This window comes from Actinoplanes auranticolor (genome assembly GCF_018332655.1).
GTDB lineage: Bacteria > Actinomycetota > Actinomycetes > Mycobacteriales > Micromonosporaceae > Actinoplanes > Actinoplanes auranticolor.
This window is the reverse complement of sequence record NZ_BOQL01000032.1, coordinates 13427-30306: the sequence shown is the minus strand read 5'-3', so window position 1 is coordinate 30306 and position 16880 is coordinate 13427. Positions and strand designations below refer to the sequence as shown.

Sequence of the window (16880 nt, the reverse complement as noted above, 5' to 3'; positions counted from 1 at the left end):
GGAGACAGAAACACATGCGCTATTCACCAGCCCATGCGGCCAAGAGCGGCTCGGTTCCGTTCATGCTGCGTGGCCCCAAATCACTGCGGACAGCGATGGCGGTCGCCACGGCCGGCGTCGTCGGCCTGGTGCCGACCGTCATGATCGCGTCGCCGGCTCATGCCGCTGTGACCCCTGGCGTCTACTCGATCGCCGCGGCGTCGGCGAACGAGGGCAGCCCCCTCACCTTCACCATCACCCGGCAGCCGCCCGGCGTCGGCGACACGTTGCCCGCAGAGACGATCAACTGGGAGACCAGTGACGGCAGCGCCGTGGCCGGCGAGGACTACACCGCGGTCACGGCGGGTTCCACTGCCGGTACCGTCAGCTTCCCCGCGTACACCAACACCTCGGTTCCGCAGACGCGCACCATCACCGTCACGACCTTGCAGGACACCGTCGACGAACCGGACGCCGAGACCGTCAACGTCACGCTGACCTCGTCGTCCGGGTCCCCGGCCACCACCTTCACCACGGATGCCGCGATCGGCACGATCGTCGACGACGACAACCCGGCCTATACGCTGATCTCGTCGCCCGCCACGGTCAACGAGTCCACGACCCCCGCGAACCTGCGCGTGGCGACGATCACGGCGACGCTCAGCAAGTCGTCGCCGTTCGACGTGACCATTCCGCTGTCCACCAAGGACGGAACGGCGAAGGCCGGGCAGGACTACACCGCCGTCGACGACGCCATCGTCATCACGGCCGGTGGCACCCAGGGTTCCATCATCGTCGAGGTCCTCGACGACACCATCGACGAGCCCGCGGTACAGAGCTTCACCGTCGATGCGGGCGCGGGCACGAACGTTGCCGGAACCCAGAGCGTCACCGTCAACATCGCCGACGACGACGCCGCCCCGGTAGTGCAGATCGCCAGTGGTGGCACAGTCGCGGAGGGTGGCACGCTCACCTTCAACGCCACGCTGAGCGGACAGTCCGAGAGCACTGTCACCGCACGGTGGGACACCGCCGACGGGCCGGCCACGCCCGACCCGACCCACGGCATCGCCAAGGCCGGTGACGACTACACCGTCACCACGGGCGGCACGGTGACCTTCGCGCCGCTCACCCAGACGCCCACCACGCCGATCACGGTCAAGACCGCGTTCGACGACGTGGACGAGCTGACCGAGGACCTCTCGGTCAAGCTGTCTCAGCCCAGCAACGCGACCGTGGGCTCGCCGTCGGCCGCCACGGGCAGCATCCTGGACAGCGGCACCACCCCCGGCCCGCAGGTCACGCTGACCCCGGTCGAGGTCGTGGAGGGCGGGGCGTCCACCGCTCGGACCCGCACCTTCACGGTCAGGCTCTCGAAGCCGTCCGGTCGTGAGCAGAGGATCTCCTACAACGTCGCCGCGGGTACCGCGGACGCGCCCGCGGGCATCGGCGCCGCCACGCCGGGCGAGGACTTCATCCCGACGCAGGCGCCGGTCAACCTGACCTTCGCGCCCGGTGAGACGGAGAAGACCTTCACCGTCGACGTCTGGGGCGACAACGTCGACGAGGGTAACGGCGAGAACATCGCCATCACGCTCAGCGACGTCAACGGCGGTCTGGCCGGTGGCCTGAGCCTCGCCACCAACCAGGTGACGATCAGGGACGACGACGACAAGCCCGTCCTCAGTCTGACCCGCTCAGCCATCACCATGCCGGAGACCGACGGCCCCGCCGCCGCTCTGTTCGAGGTGAAGCTGTCCAACCCGAGCTCCGAGGACGTGGACTTCGTGGCCGGCCCGGCAGCCTCGCCGGGCACGGCGGACTCGGGCACCGGGTACCCCGGCGCCAACGACTTCGAGGAACTGGCCGGCAGCGGCACGTTGACCGCCGGGCAGACCTCGGCATACGTGCTGTTCATCGTCAACGGTGACGAGATCTATGAGAGCGACGAGACCGTGAACTACACGGTCGCCCGGGCCAACGGGGAGACCGACGCGACCGGCGGCCCGCTGACCGCCACCCTGACGATCCTCAACGACGACGACGCTCCGGAGCTGGAGATCGTCTCGAACGACGTCTCCGAGGGTCAGACCGTCGCCCTGAACGGCGTGATCACCGGGGTCGCGCAGGGCCAGACCCTGCTCAACGTCACCCTGGCCGGCAAGTCGATGGACGGCAGGCAGGCCGCCTCGGCCACCGACTTCAGCCCGGCCACGTTCCAGGTTCCGGTGCAGAGCGGTACACCTTCGGGCTCCAGCGTGCCGGTCGGCAATGTGGTGATCACCGACGACACCGTGGCGGAGCCGGCCGAGACGATTCTCGTCTCCGGCACCGGGTTCGGCAACACCGGTTCGGTCAAGGACGGCGTGCTGACCATCCTGGCCAGCGACGGTGGCACCAACCCGACGGACCCGACGGACCCGACGGATCCGACGGACCCGACGGACCCGACGGACCCGACGGACCCGACTGTCGAGGCGCCCACGCTGCAGGTTTCATCCCCCATCCGTGTCGGCCGCGGTGCCGTCACCGTCAGTGGCACGGCGCTGGCCGGTCAGACCGTCGACCTGTGGGGCAAGCGCCTGAACGCCAATGACAGCTCATACTTGAAGCTCGCCTCGACCACGGTTGCGACGGACGGAACGTTCTCCTTCCTTCGCGGCCTCAACACCTACGGCATGGAGTTCCGCGCTGCCATCGGCGACGAGTACTCCAATTCGGTCCAGATCCTCGTGCGCCAGAACCCGACGTTCACGCTGACCTCGCCCTCCAGGGGCGTTGTACGGGTCACGGTGAACGGAGACCCGGACGTCGCCGGCCTCGTCACCAAGGTCTTCCAGGCCAGGACCGGCGGCGGCTACGTCACGGTTGGTAGCGGCACGCTCAACTCGGCCGGTACCTACACCAGGACCATCACGGGGCTGACGCCCGGCAAGACTTACACCTTCTGGGCCCAGATCCTGGGTAACACCGAGCGCGGTATCGGTTCGGCGTACGCACCGCGCAGTCAGAACATCAGGGTCCGGTAACTTCCCGACGGATCTGAGGCAGGGGCGGCCCATCGGGCCGCCCCTGCCGCCGTTCGTCGCTACAGCCGCGTGACCGTGACGTTCTTGAAGCGGAACCGCGTGTTGTCGCCGCGGATTCCGATCGGCGCCCCGCCCCGGATCGGTGCACAACCGATCCCGGTGTCCACCGCGCTGACCATCGCCTTGCCGTTCACGTACAGCACGACGGTGACCGACCCGCTCGGGTTGTTCTGCACTGTCGCCGCCATCTGGCGCCACTTGTTCCGTGCGATCGGCACCCCCCGGACCTCGGCGCCCAGCGTGTAGTACGTGCCGCCGTTCACCGGCCCGCCCGGGCACTTCTTCTTGATCAGCACCACCCCGTCGCGGCGGGCCACGCTGGCCGCGTACAGCTCGTACTGCGACTTGTGGCGCAGCCAGATGTGGACGCCGTCGTAGCTGCTCGGCGGGGTGTACGACGTCGACGTCTGGTACGCGATGTTCAGGTCGAACGCCACCCGGACGTCCGTGAAGTCGTTCCGCACGGTGTGCATCCGGAAGACGGACGAGCCGGTGCTGACCGCCGAGTGCGGGCCCGGGACGCCGTCGTCGATCTTTCCGGTGTCGCCGGTGCCATTCGTCGCGAACAGCGAGCCTGCGGTCACGTGCCAGACCGCCGAGCGCGCGGCGTCCTTCTTCTTCGGATTGCGGTAGGCGTACGAGTTGGTCACCAGCCCGGACCTCTTGCCGAGGGCCGGGCGGTAGACCTGCGGCCGCTGAGCGGGCAGCGCAGCCGTCACGGCCACGTCACGGACCGCCGGAGTGCCCGTGGCGGCGGCGAGGACGACTCCCAGCCGCTCGGTGCCGGCCGGTACGGCAGGCGTGGTCGTGGCCAGCGGCGCCCACCCGGGCACCGGCCCGTACGGCGTACCGGTGAACCACTTCCGCCAGCCCGCACCGGCGCTGTACGTGTAGGCCACCGCCCGTACCGTTCCGGTCGCCTGGTACGAGCCACTGATCGTGTACGCCCGCCCCGGCGTGACAACGAAGTCGCAGCTGCACTCCGGTGGTGGCGTCGTGGTCACGGACGCGCTCGCGGGAGCGGGCAGGCCCAGCACGGCGACGGTGGTCGTCGCAGCGGCCAGCTTGTGGATCATCGGCACCGCAGGGTCCTCCGGCTCGGTGTCACGCCCTCCCGCATGGGTGGCGTCGCCGGAACCTTCGGGAGCCGGAGGTCGCAGTTGAGGACGCGACCCTGCCGGCAACCGAAAACGCACCGCCTCAGGTGCCCCGGATGGTGAAAGTGGGCGACATGCTGCCGGCGTGCTGTTCGTCGCCCGGCGCGTAGACCCGGTACGACCAGACGCCCACCCCCGGCGGCGTCGCCACGACGGTGAACCGGGAACTGGCCCGCGTCACGCCCCTGCCGACCGTCCGCCATTCGGAGCCGGACAGCCGCTGGAGCAGCACGACCTTACCCTGGATGGCCGGTACCACCTGCCCGTTGACGTCGACGTTCACCCCGGCGGGCACGGACGGGGCGGCGGGCGTCGCCCGGACCAGGAACTTGTAGCGGGCGAACGCGGTGTCACCGCCGATCCGGGTGGACCGCTGCCCGGGTACGTTCGCCGCCGGCACCCACGCGCACATCAGTTCCTGGTGCAGTTCGCCCGCCGGGAGCACCCGCTGGTAGCGGCCATTGCTGTCGGTGCGGGCGTTCGCCGTGCCGAACACGTCCTCGGGGCAGGCGTTGTCACCGGCGAGCACGATCGGCAGGTCGGGCCACGGCCGGCCGGTGTCCCGATCGATCACCCGGACCGTCTGGGTCACGGCACCGTTCGGATAGACCGGGTCGGGCGTCACGGTCAGCTCGACCACCGGCGTGTGCGAGCTCCGCACGGCCACGGCCGGGGTCTCGATGACGGTACGCGGATCGACGTCGAGGACGTTGCCGGCGTCGTCCTGCGCGACCACCCGGACCGGCTGCTCGCGGGCGGCCCAGTCGGAGGTCACCGCCACCACGCCGGTCCACACGCCGTCCTGCGCGGTGCCGGTGCCGAGCACCAGGCTCACCGCGACTCCGCGGCTGCCGAACAGCAGGAACGGCGTGTGCCCGCCGGCGCTGTCGTCGACCTCCGCCACGCCGACATCGTCGGTGAGCCGTACATCGACGGTCAGCAGCTGCACGTCGGTGGCCGCGACAGTGATCGACTCACGGGACAGGGAGATGGCGGCCACCTCGGGTGCCGCGGTGTCCGCTGTGGCCGCATGCGCGGGCATGCCTGCCAGGAGCGGCAGAAGTCCGGCCAGAGCAGTGGTGAGACGTCGAGTGACGCGCATGGGCCGACGCTAGGACCCGTCCGGCCACATCGGCATCGGCCGATGCGGCAGCGTCCGTGCCAATGTGTCAGTCCACCTCGACGGCGGCCTCGGCGAACTGGGCCGAGTACAACCGGGCGTACGCCCCGTCCGCCGCGATCAGGTCGTCGTGGGTGCCCTGCTCGACGATCGCGCCGTGCTCCATCACCAGGATCACGTCCGCGTCCCGGATCGTCGACAGGCGGTGCGCGATCACGAACGACGTCCGGCCGGTGCGCAGGGTGTTCATCGCGCGCTGGATCAGCACCTCCGTCCGGGTGTCGACCGAGCTGGTCGCCTCGTCCAGGATCAGGATGCTGGGCTCGGCCAGGAACGCCCGGGCGATCGTGATCAGCTGCTTCTCGCCCGCGGAGACGTTCGAGCCCTCCTCGTCGATCACCGTCTCCATGCCGTCCGGCAGGGACCGCACGAACCGGTCGACATGGGTTGCCGCGGCGGCCTCGGCCACGGACTCCGGCGTGGGATGGTCGGCCCCGTACGCGATGTTGTCGTGGATCGTGCCGCCGAACAGCCACGGATCCTGCAGCACCATGCCCATGTGCTCGCGCAGCTCCTCGCGCGGCATCGTCGCGATGTCGGTCCCGTCGAGGGTGATCCGCCCGCCGGTCACCTCGTAGAAGCGCATCAGCAGGTTGACCAGCGTGGTCTTGCCGGCGCCGGTCGGGCCGACGATGGCCACCGTCTGCCCCGGCTCCACGGTCAGCGACAGGTTGTCGATCAGCGGCTGGTCCGGCCGGTAGCGGAACGACACGTCCTCGAAGGCGACCCGGCCGCGGACCGTGTCGCCGAGCACCGGCCCGGGTGCGTCCGCGGACTGCTCCGGCGCGTCCAGCAGGGCGAAGACCCGCTCGGCCGACGCCACCCCGGACTGCACCAGGTTGGCCATGCTGGCCACCTGGGTGAGCGGCTGGCTGAACTGCCGGGAGTACTGGATGAAGGCCTGCACGTCGCCGAGCGACAGCGCTCCCGTGGCCACCCGCACGCCGCCGACGACGGCCACCAGCACGTAGTTCACGTTGCTGATGAACATCATCGCGGGCTGGATCAGGCCGGAGATGAACTGCGCGCGGAAGCTGGAGGCGTACAGCTTGTCGTTGTGCTCCCGGAACGTCTCGGCCGCCTCCTGCTCGCGGCCGAACACCTTGACCAGCGAGTGGCCGGTGAACATCTCCTCGATGTGGCCGTTGAGCCGGCCGGTGGTCGCCCACTGGGCGACGAACTGCGGCTGCGACCGCTTGCCGATCAGGGTCGTGACCCAGATTGACACCGGTACGGTGACGAGCGCGATCAGCGCCAGCAGCGGGGAGATCCAGAACATCACGGCCAGCACGCCGATGATGGTCAGCACGCTGGTCACGAGCTGGCTGAACGTCTGCTGCAGCGTCTGGGCGATGTTGTCGGTGTCGTTGGTCGCCCGGCTCAGCACCTCGCCGCGCGGCTGCTGGTCGAAGTAGGACAGCGGCAGCCGGGCGAACTTGGCCTCCACCTGCTCGCGCAGCCGGGACACGGTGGCCTGCACCACCGTCGCGGTCAGCCGGCCCTGGAACACGCCGAAGGCCCACGCGGCCACGTAGAGCGCGAGCACCCAGAGCAGCAGGTGCCCGAGCCGGGTGAAGTCGACGCCCTGGCCGGGGACGACGTCCATCGACGCCAGCATGTCCGCCCGGTTGGTCGCGCCCTCGGCCCGCAGCCGCTCGACGAGATCGGCCTTGCTGACCCCGGCGGGCAGGTCCTTGCCCACGATGCCGTCGAAGATGACGTCGGTGGCGTGGCCCAGCAGACGCGGCGCGATGACCGACAGCGTGACGCTGGTGATGCCGAGCAGCAGCACCGCCCCGACCAGGACCCGCTGCGGGCGCAGCATGCGCAGCAGCCGCAGGCTGGAACCCTTGAAATCCTGCAACTTCTCGGTCGGCATGACCGCGCCGCCCATCATGCGGGCCCCGGGCCCGCCCATCGGCGGTCCAGGACGACGCGTAGGCGCGGTCATGCTGTGCCTCCTGAGACGAAGAGCAGGCCCCGAACGCGATCATGACGCTCGCTTCGCTCGGTCATGCCGCGGCCTCCTGCTCCGTGAGCTGTGACAGAACGATCTCGCGGTACGTCGGGTTGGTGTCCATCAGTTCGGTGTGCGAGCCCGTACCGACGACCGCGCCGTTGTCGAGCACGACGATCCGGTCGGCGTCGCGGATGGTGCTGACCCGCTGCGCCACGATCACCACCGTCGCGTCGGCGATGTGTGCGGTCAGTGCCGCCCGCAGGGCTGCGTCCGTCGCGTAGTCCAATGCCGAGAAGGAGTCGTCGAAGAGGTAGATCTCCGGCCGGTGCACCAGCACCCGGGCGATCGCCAGCCGTTGCCGCTGACCACCCGAGACGTTGGTGCCACCCTGGGCGATCGGCGCCTGCAGCCCGCCGTCCATCTGTTCGACGAAGTCCCGGGCCTGCGCCACCTCGAGCGCGGTCCACAGCTCCTCGTCGGTGGCGTCCGGGTTGCCGTAGCGCAGGTTCGAGGCGACGGTGCCGCTGAACAGGTACGGCTTCTGCGGCACCAGGCCCACCGTCCGGGAGAGCAGGACCGGGTCGAGCTCGCGGACGTCGACGCCGTCGACCAGCACGGTGCCCGCGGTGGCGTCGAACAGCCGGGGGACCAGGTTGAGCAGGGTCGTCTTGCCGCTGCCGGTACTGCCGATGACGGCCGTGATCTCCCGCGGCCGGGCCGTGAGGTCGATGCCGGACAGCACCGGCGCCTCGGCGCCGGGGTAGTGGAAGTCCACGCCGCGCAGCTCCAGGGAGCCGTGCCGGCGCAGCTCGGTGACCGGCTGCGGCGCGATCACCACGCTGGACGGCAGCACGAGCACCTCCTCGATGCGCTCGGCGCAGACCTCGGCCCGCGGGATCATCACGAACATGAAGGTGGCCATCATGATCGCCATCAGGATCTGCATCAGGTAGCTGAGGAACGCGGTGAGCGCGCCGATCTGCATCGAACCGTCGTCGATGCGGTGCCCGCCGAACCACAGCACCGCCACGCTGGAGACGTTGACCAGCAGCATCACGGTCGGGAACATCAGCGCCATCAGCCGCCCGACCCGCAGCGACACGTCGGTCAGCTCGGCGTTGGCGACGCCGAACCGGGCCTGCTCGCGGTCGTCGCGGACGAAGGCGCGGATCACCCGGATGCCGGTGATCTGCTCGCGCATCACCCGGTTGACCTTGTCGATGCGCACCTGCATGGTGCGGAACAGCGGGCGCATCCGGGCGATGAGCAGCGTCACCACGCCGACCAGGACGGGCACGACGACCAGCAGCAGCGACGACAGCGGTACGTCCTGACGCAGCGCCAGCACGATGCCGCCGACACACATGATCGGCGCGGAGACCATCAGCAGGAACGTCATCAGCACCAGCATCTGGACCTGCTGGACGTCGTTGGTGGTGCGGGTGATCAGCGACGGCGCCCCGAACTGGCCGACCTCGCGGGCCGAGAAGTCGAGCACCCGGGAGAAGACCGCGGCCCGGATGTCCCGGCCGACGGCCATGGCCGTGCGGGCGCCGAAGTAGACGGCGGCGATCTGGGCGGCGATCTGCACGAGCGTGATGGCGAGCATCTCGGCGCCGACCATCATGACGTAACCGGTATCGCCGGGCACCACGCCGTTGTCGATGAGGTCCGCGTTCAGCGTGGGCAGGTAGAGCGTGGCGAGCGTGGCGACGAACTGGAAGAGCACGACCATCCAGATCGCTTTTCCGTACGGCCGCAGCCGCGCGCGCAGAAGTCGGACGAGCACCGGTCAGACACCCCCGTGTGAATGGTCTGGTGGGACGAGCAGCCCGTCGAGCAGCAGCGACACCAGCTCGTCACCGTCGAAGCGGTGGTCGGCGAACGGGCCGAAGGTATTGGCTCCGCAGAAGAGCAGAACCAGCCGGGCGACCTCGGCCGGCGTGCGGCGCAGCAGTGCGGCATCCGGCTCGATCAGCTCGGTGAGGGCGGCGAGCAGCTGCTCGCGGGCCCGGTTCATCCGCGCGATGCCGGCGGGATCCTTGGCGTGGTGGCCGTGCCCGGCCGCCGCCATCAGCCGGGCGTTGCGGGCGAACCGGTTCATGATCAGCGTGGCGGCGGCCGACAGCCGGACCCGCAGATCCCCGCCGGGATCGATCGCGGCGACGGCGTCGAGGGTGGGTGCGGGGTCGAAGGCCTGCACGATCGCGGCGCTCAGCAGCGACAGCTTGTCCGGGAAGACGCCGAAGATGGTCCCCTCGGCAACCCCGGCCGCCTGGGCGATCTGCCGGGTGCTGACGTCGAGCCCGTGCTCGTGCAGCAGCGGGATGGTCGCGGCGATCAGGGCGGCCCGCCGGTCCTCGGGGGCCATGGCCGGCACCCGTCGGCGTCGCGGACTCTGGGCGGAAATGCTCACCCATGGAGCCTAATGAGCGAGCACTCACTCAGCCACTGATATTCGTCACGCCTTTCTGCTGCGTCTGTCCGGCCGGCGAGCGGTGCTCGGCCGTGGCGAACGCCGCCGCGGTCTCCCGCGCCGCCTGCTGCAGCGGCGCCGGGCTCGCGGTGCCCGAGACGACCAGCGCCGTCCGGGTGCGGAGATCAGCTGGGTACCTATTCCCTCGGCGTATACTCTCAGCGTATAGTCGTCCGCATGACGGTGCCGCTGACCCTTCTCGGGCTGCTCGAACGTGAACCCAGCCACGGCTACGACCTCAAGCGTGACTACGACGCCTACTTCGGCCGGGGTAAGCCGCTCTCGTTCGGGCAGGTCTACTCCACGCTGTCCCGCCTCGCCCGCGACGGCAAGGTCGTCATCAGCGACCTGGAGCCCGGCGAGGGTCCCGACCGCAAGCGCTACGTCATCACCGATCTCGGTGCGACCGAAGTGGACAGCTGGCTGACCGAGCCCGTCGCCCCCGAGCCGCATCTGCAGACCGTGCTCTTCGCCAAGGTGACCCTCGCGCTCATGCTCGGGCGCAACGCCGAGACCTATCTCGACACCCAGCGCGCCGCCCATCTGCGGCGGATGCGGGAGCTCACCGAGATCAAGCGCAGCGGCGGCCTGGTCGACGCGCTGCTCGCCGACCACGGCCTGTTCCACCTGGAGGCCGATCTGCGCTGGATCGACCTGACCTCGGCCCGGCTCGACGCCCTGGCCACGGAGGTCCGGTCATGACGGTCATCGAGGCGCGCCAGGTCGTCCTGTCCTTCGGTGAGACGCCCGCGCTGCGCGGCGCCGACCTCGCCGTCGCCGAGGGGGAGTTGCTGGCCATCATGGGTCCGAGCGGCTCCGGCAAGTCCACGCTGCTGCACTGCCTGGCCGGCATCCTGGTGCCGGAGTCCGGCGAGATCCACTTCGACGGCCGGCGGGTGGACCGGCTCGGCGAGAGCGGGCGCAGCCGCCTGCGGCGGGACGAGTTCGGCTTCGTGTTCCAGTTCGGCCAGCTCGTCCCCGAGCTCACCGCCCAGGAGAACGTGGCCCTGCCGTTGCTGCTCAACGGGGTGCGCCGCGCGGCCGCGGTGGCCGAGGCCCGCGCCTGGTTCGGCCGGCTCGGCCTCGACGGGCTCCAGGAGCGCCGCTCCGGCGAGCTCTCCGGCGGCCAGGCCCAGCGCGTCGCTCTGGCCCGCGGGCTGGTGGCCCGGCCGCGGGTGCTGTTCGCCGACGAGCCGACCGGCGCGCTCGACTCGCTCACCGGCGAACACGTCATGGACCTGCTGGTCAGCGCGGCCCGCCAGGAGGGCACCACGGTCGTGCTGGTCACCCACGAGCCGCGGGTCGCCGCGTACGCCGACCGGGAGGTCATCGTCCGCGACGGCAAGGTGCACTCGCTGACCGCCGAGGCGATCGCATGATCCGCTTCGGACTGCGGCTCACCCTCGCGGGCGGCCGGGAGGCAGCGGTACGCCTGCTCGTGATCGCCCTGGCCGTGGCCCTCGGGGCGGGCATGCTGCTGCTCGCGCTCACCGGGCTGAACGGCGTGACCAGCCAGAACGACCGGTACGGCTGGGCCAACTCGGCGGATGCTCCGGGCGCCGAGCAGGGTGCTGATCCCCTGTGGTGGCAGCTGCGAGTGGACGGCTTCGACAGCCGTACCGTCGGCCGGGTCGACCTGGCCGCGACCGGTCCGCGCTCGCCGGTGCCGCCGGGCCTGCCCCGGCTGCCCGGCCCGGGAGAGTTCTTCGCGTCACCGGAGCTGGCGCAGCTGATCGCGGAAACCCCGGCGCCCCAGCTGGCCGACCGCTTCGCGGGCCGCCGCCTGGCCGGCACGATCGGGCGGGACGCGCTGCCCGCGCCGGACTCGCTGGTCGCCGTCGTCGGCTACGCCCCGGCGGAGCTGCAGAAACGCGCCGGCGTCGCGCGGGTCGGCACGATCGCGACGACCCCGCCGGAGCAGTGCCCGAACGGCTGCTGGAGAGGCATCCCGACCTCCGGGCTGCAGCTCATCCTGGCCGTGGTGGCGGCCGCCCTGATCTTCCCGCTGTTCATCCTCATCGGTACGGCCACCCGCCTCGCCGCCACCCGCCGCGAGCAACGGTTCGCGGCGATGCGGCTGGTCGGCGCGACCCCGGCGCAGGTCTCCACGGTGTCGGCGGTGGAGTCCACGGTCTCCGCCCTGGCCGGCACGGTCCTGGGCTTCGTCCTGTTCTTCCTCTTCCGGGACATGGTGGCGGCGGTCCCGTTCACCGGCGCACCGATGTTCCCCGAGGACCTGGCGCTCGACCCGGTGACCTTCCTCGGCGTGGCCCTCGGGGTGCCCGTGGTCGCCGCGCTCGCGGCCCGGCTGGCCCTGCGCCGGGTGCAGATCTCCCCGCTGGGTGTCACGCGGCGGGTCACGCCCCGGCCACCGCGGGCGTGGCGGCTGATCCCGCTCGCCGCCGGCCTGGGCGAGCTGGCGTACTTCGTGGGCCGCCGGCCCGGCACGACCAACGGGCAGATCCTGGCCTTCCTGCCGGGCATCTTCGTCATCATGATCGGCCTGATCGTGGCCGGCCCGTGGCTGACCATGGCCGGCTCCCGGTTGGTGGCGCGCCGGGCGAAGCGGCCGGCCTCGCTGATCGCGGCCCGCCGGCTCGCCGACAACCCGCGGGCCGGTTTCCGCTCGGTCAGCGGCCTGGTGCTGGCGCTGTTCGTCACGAGCGTGGCCGTCGGGGTGATGGGCTCGATCGCCGCCGACCGGGACCCGCCCAGCCAGGCTCCGGACGCCGCCGCCCTGTTCACCCTGTTCCGCGACGAGGCGGCAGCGCCGGTCGGTGATCCGGTCCCGGCCGGGCTGGCCGCCCGACCCGGCGTCCGCGGTATCGCCGTGACCCGGATCCCGCCGGCGGATGTGCCCGTGCCGGAGGTCCCGATCGGCTCCTTCGGCTGGCCGTACGTGCTGGCGTCGTGCGACGAGATCGCCCGGCTGCCGGACGTCACCCGGTGCGCCGCCGGGGCCCGCACCGCCTGGGTGTGGCCGGATCTGGCCGGCCCGGACGGGTGGACCGGCGGGTGGCCCGCCGCGGACGTCGACCCGGCCCGGCTGAGCACCTTCCGGACGCAGTCGATCGTGACCCTGACGGACGGCTCGACCGCCGGGCTGGAAGGGGCCCGGACGATCCTGCAGCTCGCCCATCCCATGCTCTACTCGCCGTACTCCAGCGTGGAGTTCGGGGCCGAGTCGGCCAAGGTCTTCGAGGGCTGGAAGCGGCTGGCGAACGTGGTGATCCTGGCCAGCCTGGCCATCGCCGGGTGCAGCCTGGCGGTGAGCGTGGCGGGCGGCCTGAGCGAGCGCAAGCGCCCGTTCAGCATGCTGCGGCTGACCGGCGTCCCGCTCGGCACCCTGCGCCGGGTGGTCGCGCTGGAGAGCGTCACCCCGCTGGTGATCGCCGCGATGGTGGCGCTCGGCTCCGGGCTGCTGGCGGCGCATCTGTTCCTCACCGCGCAGATGAAGTTGTCACTGAGCCCACCCGGGATCTCGTTCTATGTCATCGTGGTCGCCGGGCTCACGGCGTCACTTGCCGTGATCGCGTCCACGATGCCGCTGCTGAGCCGGATCACCGGCCCGGATGCGGCCCGCAACGAGTGAGGAACCTGTGCCGGACGACCGGATCGACCCGCCCCTGCTCGCCGGGGAGCGCGAGACACTGCGGGCGTACCTGGACTACCACCGGGCGACGCTGGCGCTGAAGTGCCGGGGCCTGTCGGACGACGAGCTGCGGCAACGCTCGATGCCGCCCTCGACGCTGACCCTGCTGGGCCTGGTACGGCACCTGGCCGAGGTCGAGCGGACCTGGTTCCGCCGGGTGATCAACGCGGAGGACATCCCGCTGCGCTGGTCGGCGGAGGGCGACTTCCAGGCGGCGTACGACGCGTCGGCGTCCACCCGGGCCGAGGCGTTCGGCGCGTGGCAGGAGGAGGTGGAGCACGCCCGCCGCATCGAGCGGGCGGCCGGATCCCTCGACGTGACGGGCTACCAGGCGCGGTGGGGCGAGCAGGTGTCGCTGCGCCTGGTGATGCTGCACATGATCCACGAGTACGCCCGGCACAACGGCCACGCCGACTTCCTGCGCGAGGGCATCGACGGCGAGGTCGGTGCCTGAGCCGGGTGTCGTCGCGCGGGCCTCCCGGCGCGCCGGGGATCGGGAAGTCCGCGGCCCGGGCCGCCGGTCGGGCACACTGGTGACCATGGTGCAGCCAGGTCCTGACCCGGACAACTACCCGCCGATCGACCCGAGCGAGCCCGTCCCCGACGATCCGGGCGAACTCTCCCCGGACACCCCGGAGACGCTGCCCCCGGCGCCGGTCGAGCCGATGCCCGGCCCCGACGACCCGGGCAACGTGCCCGAGGGTGATCCGGGCAACGTGCCCGAGCCCGCCTGAGCCACGACGGCCCGGCTGAGTGATCAGCCGGGCCGTCGGTGCGTCGGGGCGGGGTCAGCCGATGAGCGAGCGGATGATCACGATGGCCAGGAAGACCACGATGAACGCCAGGTCGAGGGACATCCCGCCGAGACGCAGCGGCGGCACCACGCGGCGGACCGGGGCCAGGATCGGTTCGGTCACCGCGTGCACCGCGGCGGTGAGCCGGGAACGCACGGAGCCGTACGCGGACGGTCCGGCCAGCGCCACGGTCCAGTCGAGCACCGCACGGGCGATCAGCAACACCTGCAGCAGCAGCAACACCAAGCTCACGAGGGCGAGCACGAGACCCATGAAGACCTCCAAGGCCGGACGGGGGCGCTCTCCACTATGCGGCTTTTTGTTGTGAATCCGCTGAGTGGCGGTTGCGGATGCGGATGACCGTGCTGGGGGCCTGCGGTGCGTGGCCGGAACCCGGCTCGGCCTGCAGCGGCTACCTCGTCGAGCACGACGGCTTCCGGCTGGTGCTCGATCTCGGCTACGGCACCATGCCGCGGCTGCCCGGGCCGGTCGACGCTGTCTTCGTCAGCCACGGCCATCTCGACCACTGCGCGGATCTCAACCCGCTGCTGCGCGCCCGGGCATTCAGCGCGGATCCGCCGGCGCCGCTGCCGGTCTACGCGCTGCCGGGCGCCCTGGACGCGGTGCTGGCGCTGGACCGGCCGGGGATGCTGGACGACGCGTACGTGCTGCACGAGATCACGCCGGGGGAGCCGCTGCGGATCGGCCCGTTCGCCGCGTCGACGCGGTTGCTGCCGCACTACGTGCCGAACGCGGGGATCCGGCTGGCGGCCGGTGGGCGGGTGCTGGCGTACACGGGGGACTGCGGTCCGAGTCCCGAGGTGGTGGCGCTGGCCCGGGACGCGGACCTGCTGATCGCCGACGCGACGCATCCGGGCGCCGTACCGCAGGAGGATCTGGGTCTGCTCAGTGGCCCGCGGGATGCGGGCCGGCAGGCCCGGGAAGCCGGGGTGCGTCGCCTGCTGCTCGCCCACCTGTGGCCGGGCACCGATCACAGTGCCGCGATCGCCGAGGCGGCGGCCGAATACCCCGGCCCGGTCGGGGTCGCGGTGCCCGGGCTCGCCGTCACGCCTGGGTAGGCTGCCGGGATGTACGCGATCGATCTTGGCGGGGGAGCCCAGCTGCGGCCGCTGGAACCGTGGCAGGCGCCGGAATTCCTCGCCCACATGGACCGGGCCCGCGAGACCGTGGATCCGTGGATCCCGTGGGCGGGCCTCAGCGCCGACCTGGAGTCCGCGACGGCGACCCTGCAGCGCTACGCGGACAAGGCCGCGAGCGACAGTGGCCGGCTGCACGGCATCTGGCTCGACGGGGTCCTCGTCGGCGGCGTGATGTTCGTCCACTTCGACGTGGCCGCGGGCACCTGCGAGGTCGGCTGCTGGCTGGAGCCGGCCGCCCAGGGCCGCGGCCTGATCACCCGGTCCGCCCGGCTCATCATCGACTGGGCGTTCGAGGTGCGCGGCATCTACCGCGTCGAGTGGCACTGCCGCACGGACAACACGGCGAGCGCGAACATCGCCCGCCGCCTCGGGATGCGCCTCGACGGCGTGCTGCGCGGCGAGTTCCTCTACAAAGGTGTCCGCCACGACACCGAGGTGTGGTCGCTCATCGCCCCGGACCGGCGGGCAGCGAACTGATCAGGTAGTCCTCGATGCTGATCGCGGGCGGCCCAGCAGGTCGGCGGCGAGCAGCCCTGCCGGTACTCCTCGTCCGGGACGACCACCCGGCGGATCGACCGTCCGGTGCGCCGCGTGGTGCCATCGTCAACAACGCTAGCGTGGGAGGCGGACTCGCCCGGCCTGACGGACCGCCTCGTCGCCGGACGCCGCTGCGCCGTTCAGCCGATCCGGCCGAGATCGCCGAGGCCGCGGCGTGGCCGCTCAGCGACCGGGCCTCGTTCGTGACCGGCGCCGTGCTCCCGGTCGACGGCGGCGCCCGGGCGTGACCTGACCGGGCGGGGACGGCGCCGGATGATCCGTTCCGCCAGCACCACGTTGATCACCCAGCCGGCGATCATCAGTACCGCCCGGGTGCCGGTGCCGGGCTGACCGGCCACCAGCACCCACGGCACGTGGGTCAGCACCTGGGTGCCCGCGCCCAGGCCGATGGCGTACGCCCGGATCATCCAGGCCCGGTGCCGGACGATGTCGCGCCGCCGGATCGCCAGGAAGCTGAGCACGATCGCCACCGCCATGACCGTGCCGAAGCCCAGCCGGGCCAGCCCCAGGGCGCCGAAGCGGGCGCCGTCGCCCGCCGGCAGCGGGTAGTACAGGGTCATCCACAGCCCGGTCCCCGCCGCGGCCAGCCCGCACGGCACCAGGACGCGGCCGGCGATCCGGTGCCACCGCGGCCGGCGCCGGCGCAGCCCCCGGTGGAACTGCAGCGCCCCCAGCAGGCAGAAGAGGGAGGCGCTGATGATGTGCACGACCACCGGGAGCGGTACGGCGAGGAAGCGGGCGTTGGCCGGCGTGGCCTCGGCGCCGGAGGCCAGTTCGGCCACCCGGGAGGCCCCGGCGATCACGGGTACGGCGCTGAGCACCAGCAGACCCGCCGTGACCCGCCACTCGGCCGCTGAGGAGGATTTCGTCATAGC

16 protein-coding genes are annotated in these 16880 nt (G+C 71.4%); 9 read left to right on the top strand and 7 right to left on the bottom strand.

Translation table 11 applies throughout. The annotated features are described in order from the left end of the window. Positions 1-14: 14 nt before the first annotated feature. Positions 15-3008, top strand: a complete 2994-nt coding sequence (locus Aau02nite_RS20850; protein WP_212990203.1) for a Calx-beta domain-containing protein — start codon at positions 15-17, stop codon at positions 3006-3008. Positions 3009-3067: 59 nt separating this feature from the next. Here Aau02nite_RS20850 and Aau02nite_RS20845 read toward each other — a convergent pair whose 3' ends face one another. The 5 genes from Aau02nite_RS20845 to Aau02nite_RS20825 form a co-directional block, all read right to left on the bottom strand. Then, complete coding sequence (locus Aau02nite_RS20845) at positions 3068-4150, bottom strand: hypothetical protein (RefSeq protein WP_212990202.1); 1083 nt, start codon at positions 4148-4150, stop codon at positions 3068-3070. A gap of 118 nt (positions 4151-4268) precedes the next feature. Then, on the bottom strand, positions 4269-5327 hold the full coding sequence (locus tag Aau02nite_RS20840; protein WP_212990201.1) for a hypothetical protein: 1059 nt from the start codon (positions 5325-5327) through the stop codon (positions 4269-4271). A gap of 67 nt (positions 5328-5394) precedes the next feature. Continuing rightward, a complete protein-coding gene (locus tag Aau02nite_RS20835) occupies positions 5395-7356 on the bottom strand; it encodes an ABC transporter ATP-binding protein (protein WP_212990200.1) in 1962 nt (653 codons plus the stop codon). Positions 7357-7417: 61 nt separating this feature from the next. Beyond that, positions 7418-9154 (bottom strand): ABC transporter ATP-binding protein, encoded by a 1737-nt coding sequence (locus tag Aau02nite_RS20830; RefSeq protein ID WP_212990199.1) that lies wholly within the window; start codon positions 9152-9154, stop codon positions 7418-7420. A gap of 3 nt (positions 9155-9157) precedes the next feature. Next, positions 9158-9781: a TetR/AcrR family transcriptional regulator gene (locus Aau02nite_RS20825; RefSeq protein ID WP_246595314.1), complete on the bottom strand. Its 624-nt coding sequence runs from the start codon at positions 9779-9781 to the stop codon at positions 9158-9160. A gap of 237 nt (positions 9782-10018) precedes the next feature. On the opposite strand from Aau02nite_RS20825, the gene Aau02nite_RS20820 reads away from it, so the two are divergent. The 5 genes from Aau02nite_RS20820 to Aau02nite_RS20800 all read left to right on the top strand — a co-directional run bounded on the left by Aau02nite_RS20820 (position 10019) and on the right by Aau02nite_RS20800 (position 14227). Next, positions 10019-10543: a PadR family transcriptional regulator gene (locus Aau02nite_RS20820; RefSeq protein WP_212990198.1), complete on the top strand. Its 525-nt coding sequence runs from the start codon at positions 10019-10021 to the stop codon at positions 10541-10543. Further along, positions 10540-11220: an ABC transporter ATP-binding protein gene (locus Aau02nite_RS20815; protein WP_212990197.1), complete on the top strand. Its 681-nt coding sequence runs from the start codon at positions 10540-10542 to the stop codon at positions 11218-11220. The genes Aau02nite_RS20820 and Aau02nite_RS20815 overlap by 4 nt, the downstream gene beginning before the upstream one ends. Beyond that, the gene (locus Aau02nite_RS20810) at positions 11217-13433 is read left to right on the top strand and encodes an FtsX-like permease family protein (protein ID WP_212990196.1); all 2217 of its coding nucleotides are present in this window, start codon (positions 11217-11219) and stop codon (positions 13431-13433) included. Before Aau02nite_RS20815 ends, Aau02nite_RS20810 begins: the two co-directional genes overlap by 4 nt. Before the next feature lie 7 nt (positions 13434-13440). Continuing rightward, the gene (locus Aau02nite_RS20805) at positions 13441-13947 is read left to right on the top strand and encodes a DinB family protein (RefSeq protein ID WP_212990195.1); all 507 of its coding nucleotides are present in this window, start codon (positions 13441-13443) and stop codon (positions 13945-13947) included. Positions 13948-14032: 85 nt separating this feature from the next. After that, positions 14033-14227, top strand: coding sequence for a hypothetical protein (locus Aau02nite_RS20800; protein WP_212990194.1), 195 nt, complete (start codon positions 14033-14035; stop codon positions 14225-14227). Positions 14228-14281: 54 nt separating this feature from the next. Here Aau02nite_RS20800 and Aau02nite_RS20795 read toward each other — a convergent pair whose 3' ends face one another. After that, positions 14282-14560 carry a YggT family protein gene (locus Aau02nite_RS20795; RefSeq protein WP_212990193.1) on the bottom strand — a complete coding sequence of 93 codons (279 nt, stop codon included), beginning with the start codon at positions 14558-14560 and terminating at the stop codon, positions 14282-14284. Positions 14561-14643: 83 nt separating this feature from the next. Here Aau02nite_RS20795 and Aau02nite_RS20790 point away from each other — a divergent pair, with 83 nt between their 5' ends. The 3 genes from Aau02nite_RS20790 to Aau02nite_RS48080 are packed head-to-tail and all read left to right on the top strand — an operon-like array spanning position 14644 to position 16232. Then, positions 14644-15366 carry an MBL fold metallo-hydrolase gene (locus Aau02nite_RS20790; protein WP_246595313.1) on the top strand — a complete coding sequence of 241 codons (723 nt, stop codon included), beginning with the start codon at positions 14644-14646 and terminating at the stop codon, positions 15364-15366. A gap of 9 nt (positions 15367-15375) precedes the next feature. Beyond that, positions 15376-15924, top strand: coding sequence for a GNAT family N-acetyltransferase (locus tag Aau02nite_RS20785; protein ID WP_212990191.1), 549 nt, complete (start codon positions 15376-15378; stop codon positions 15922-15924). A 14-nt stretch (positions 15925-15938) separates the two neighbouring features. Then, complete coding sequence (locus Aau02nite_RS48080; protein WP_212990190.1) at positions 15939-16232, top strand: SDR family oxidoreductase; 294 nt, start codon at positions 15939-15941, stop codon at positions 16230-16232. On the opposite strand, the gene Aau02nite_RS20775 is transcribed toward Aau02nite_RS48080, so the two are convergent. Then, the gene (locus Aau02nite_RS20775; protein ID WP_212990189.1) at positions 16125-16877 is read right to left on the bottom strand and encodes a DUF2306 domain-containing protein; all 753 of its coding nucleotides are present in this window, start codon (positions 16875-16877) and stop codon (positions 16125-16127) included. The genes Aau02nite_RS48080 and Aau02nite_RS20775 overlap by 108 nt on opposite strands. Positions 16878-16880 lie beyond the last annotated feature (3 nt).

Bases quoted from the DNA above. Each gene is read 5' to 3' on its own strand.
- Aau02nite_RS20840 (WP_212990201.1), bottom strand. From the start codon at position 5,327: ATGCGCGTCACTCGACGTCTCACCACTGCTCTGGCCGGACTTCTGCCG.
- Aau02nite_RS48080 (WP_212990190.1), top strand. From the start codon at position 15,939: ATGCTGATCGCGGGCGGCCCAGCAGGTCGGCGGCGAGCAGCCCTGCCG.
- Aau02nite_RS20850 (WP_212990203.1), top strand. From the start codon at position 15: ATGCGCTATTCACCAGCCCATGCGGCCAAGAGCGGCTCGGTTCCGTTC.
- Aau02nite_RS20800 (WP_212990194.1), top strand. From the start codon at position 14,033: ATGGTGCAGCCAGGTCCTGACCCGGACAACTACCCGCCGATCGACCCG.
- Aau02nite_RS20785 (WP_212990191.1), top strand. From the start codon at position 15,376: ATGTACGCGATCGATCTTGGCGGGGGAGCCCAGCTGCGGCCGCTGGAA.
- Aau02nite_RS20835 (WP_212990200.1), bottom strand. From the start codon at position 7,356: ATGACCGCGCCTACGCGTCGTCCTGGACCGCCGATGGGCGGGCCCGGG.
- Aau02nite_RS20820 (WP_212990198.1), top strand. From the start codon at position 10,019: ATGACGGTGCCGCTGACCCTTCTCGGGCTGCTCGAACGTGAACCCAGC.
- Aau02nite_RS20815 (WP_212990197.1), top strand. From the start codon at position 10,540: ATGACGGTCATCGAGGCGCGCCAGGTCGTCCTGTCCTTCGGTGAGACG.
- Aau02nite_RS20775 (WP_212990189.1), bottom strand. From the start codon at position 16,877: ATGACGAAATCCTCCTCAGCGGCCGAGTGGCGGGTCACGGCGGGTCTG.
- Aau02nite_RS20790 (WP_246595313.1), top strand. From the start codon at position 14,644: ATGACCGTGCTGGGGGCCTGCGGTGCGTGGCCGGAACCCGGCTCGGCC.
- Aau02nite_RS20795 (WP_212990193.1), bottom strand. From the start codon at position 14,560: ATGGGTCTCGTGCTCGCCCTCGTGAGCTTGGTGTTGCTGCTGCTGCAG.
- Aau02nite_RS20810 (WP_212990196.1), top strand. From the start codon at position 11,217: ATGATCCGCTTCGGACTGCGGCTCACCCTCGCGGGCGGCCGGGAGGCA.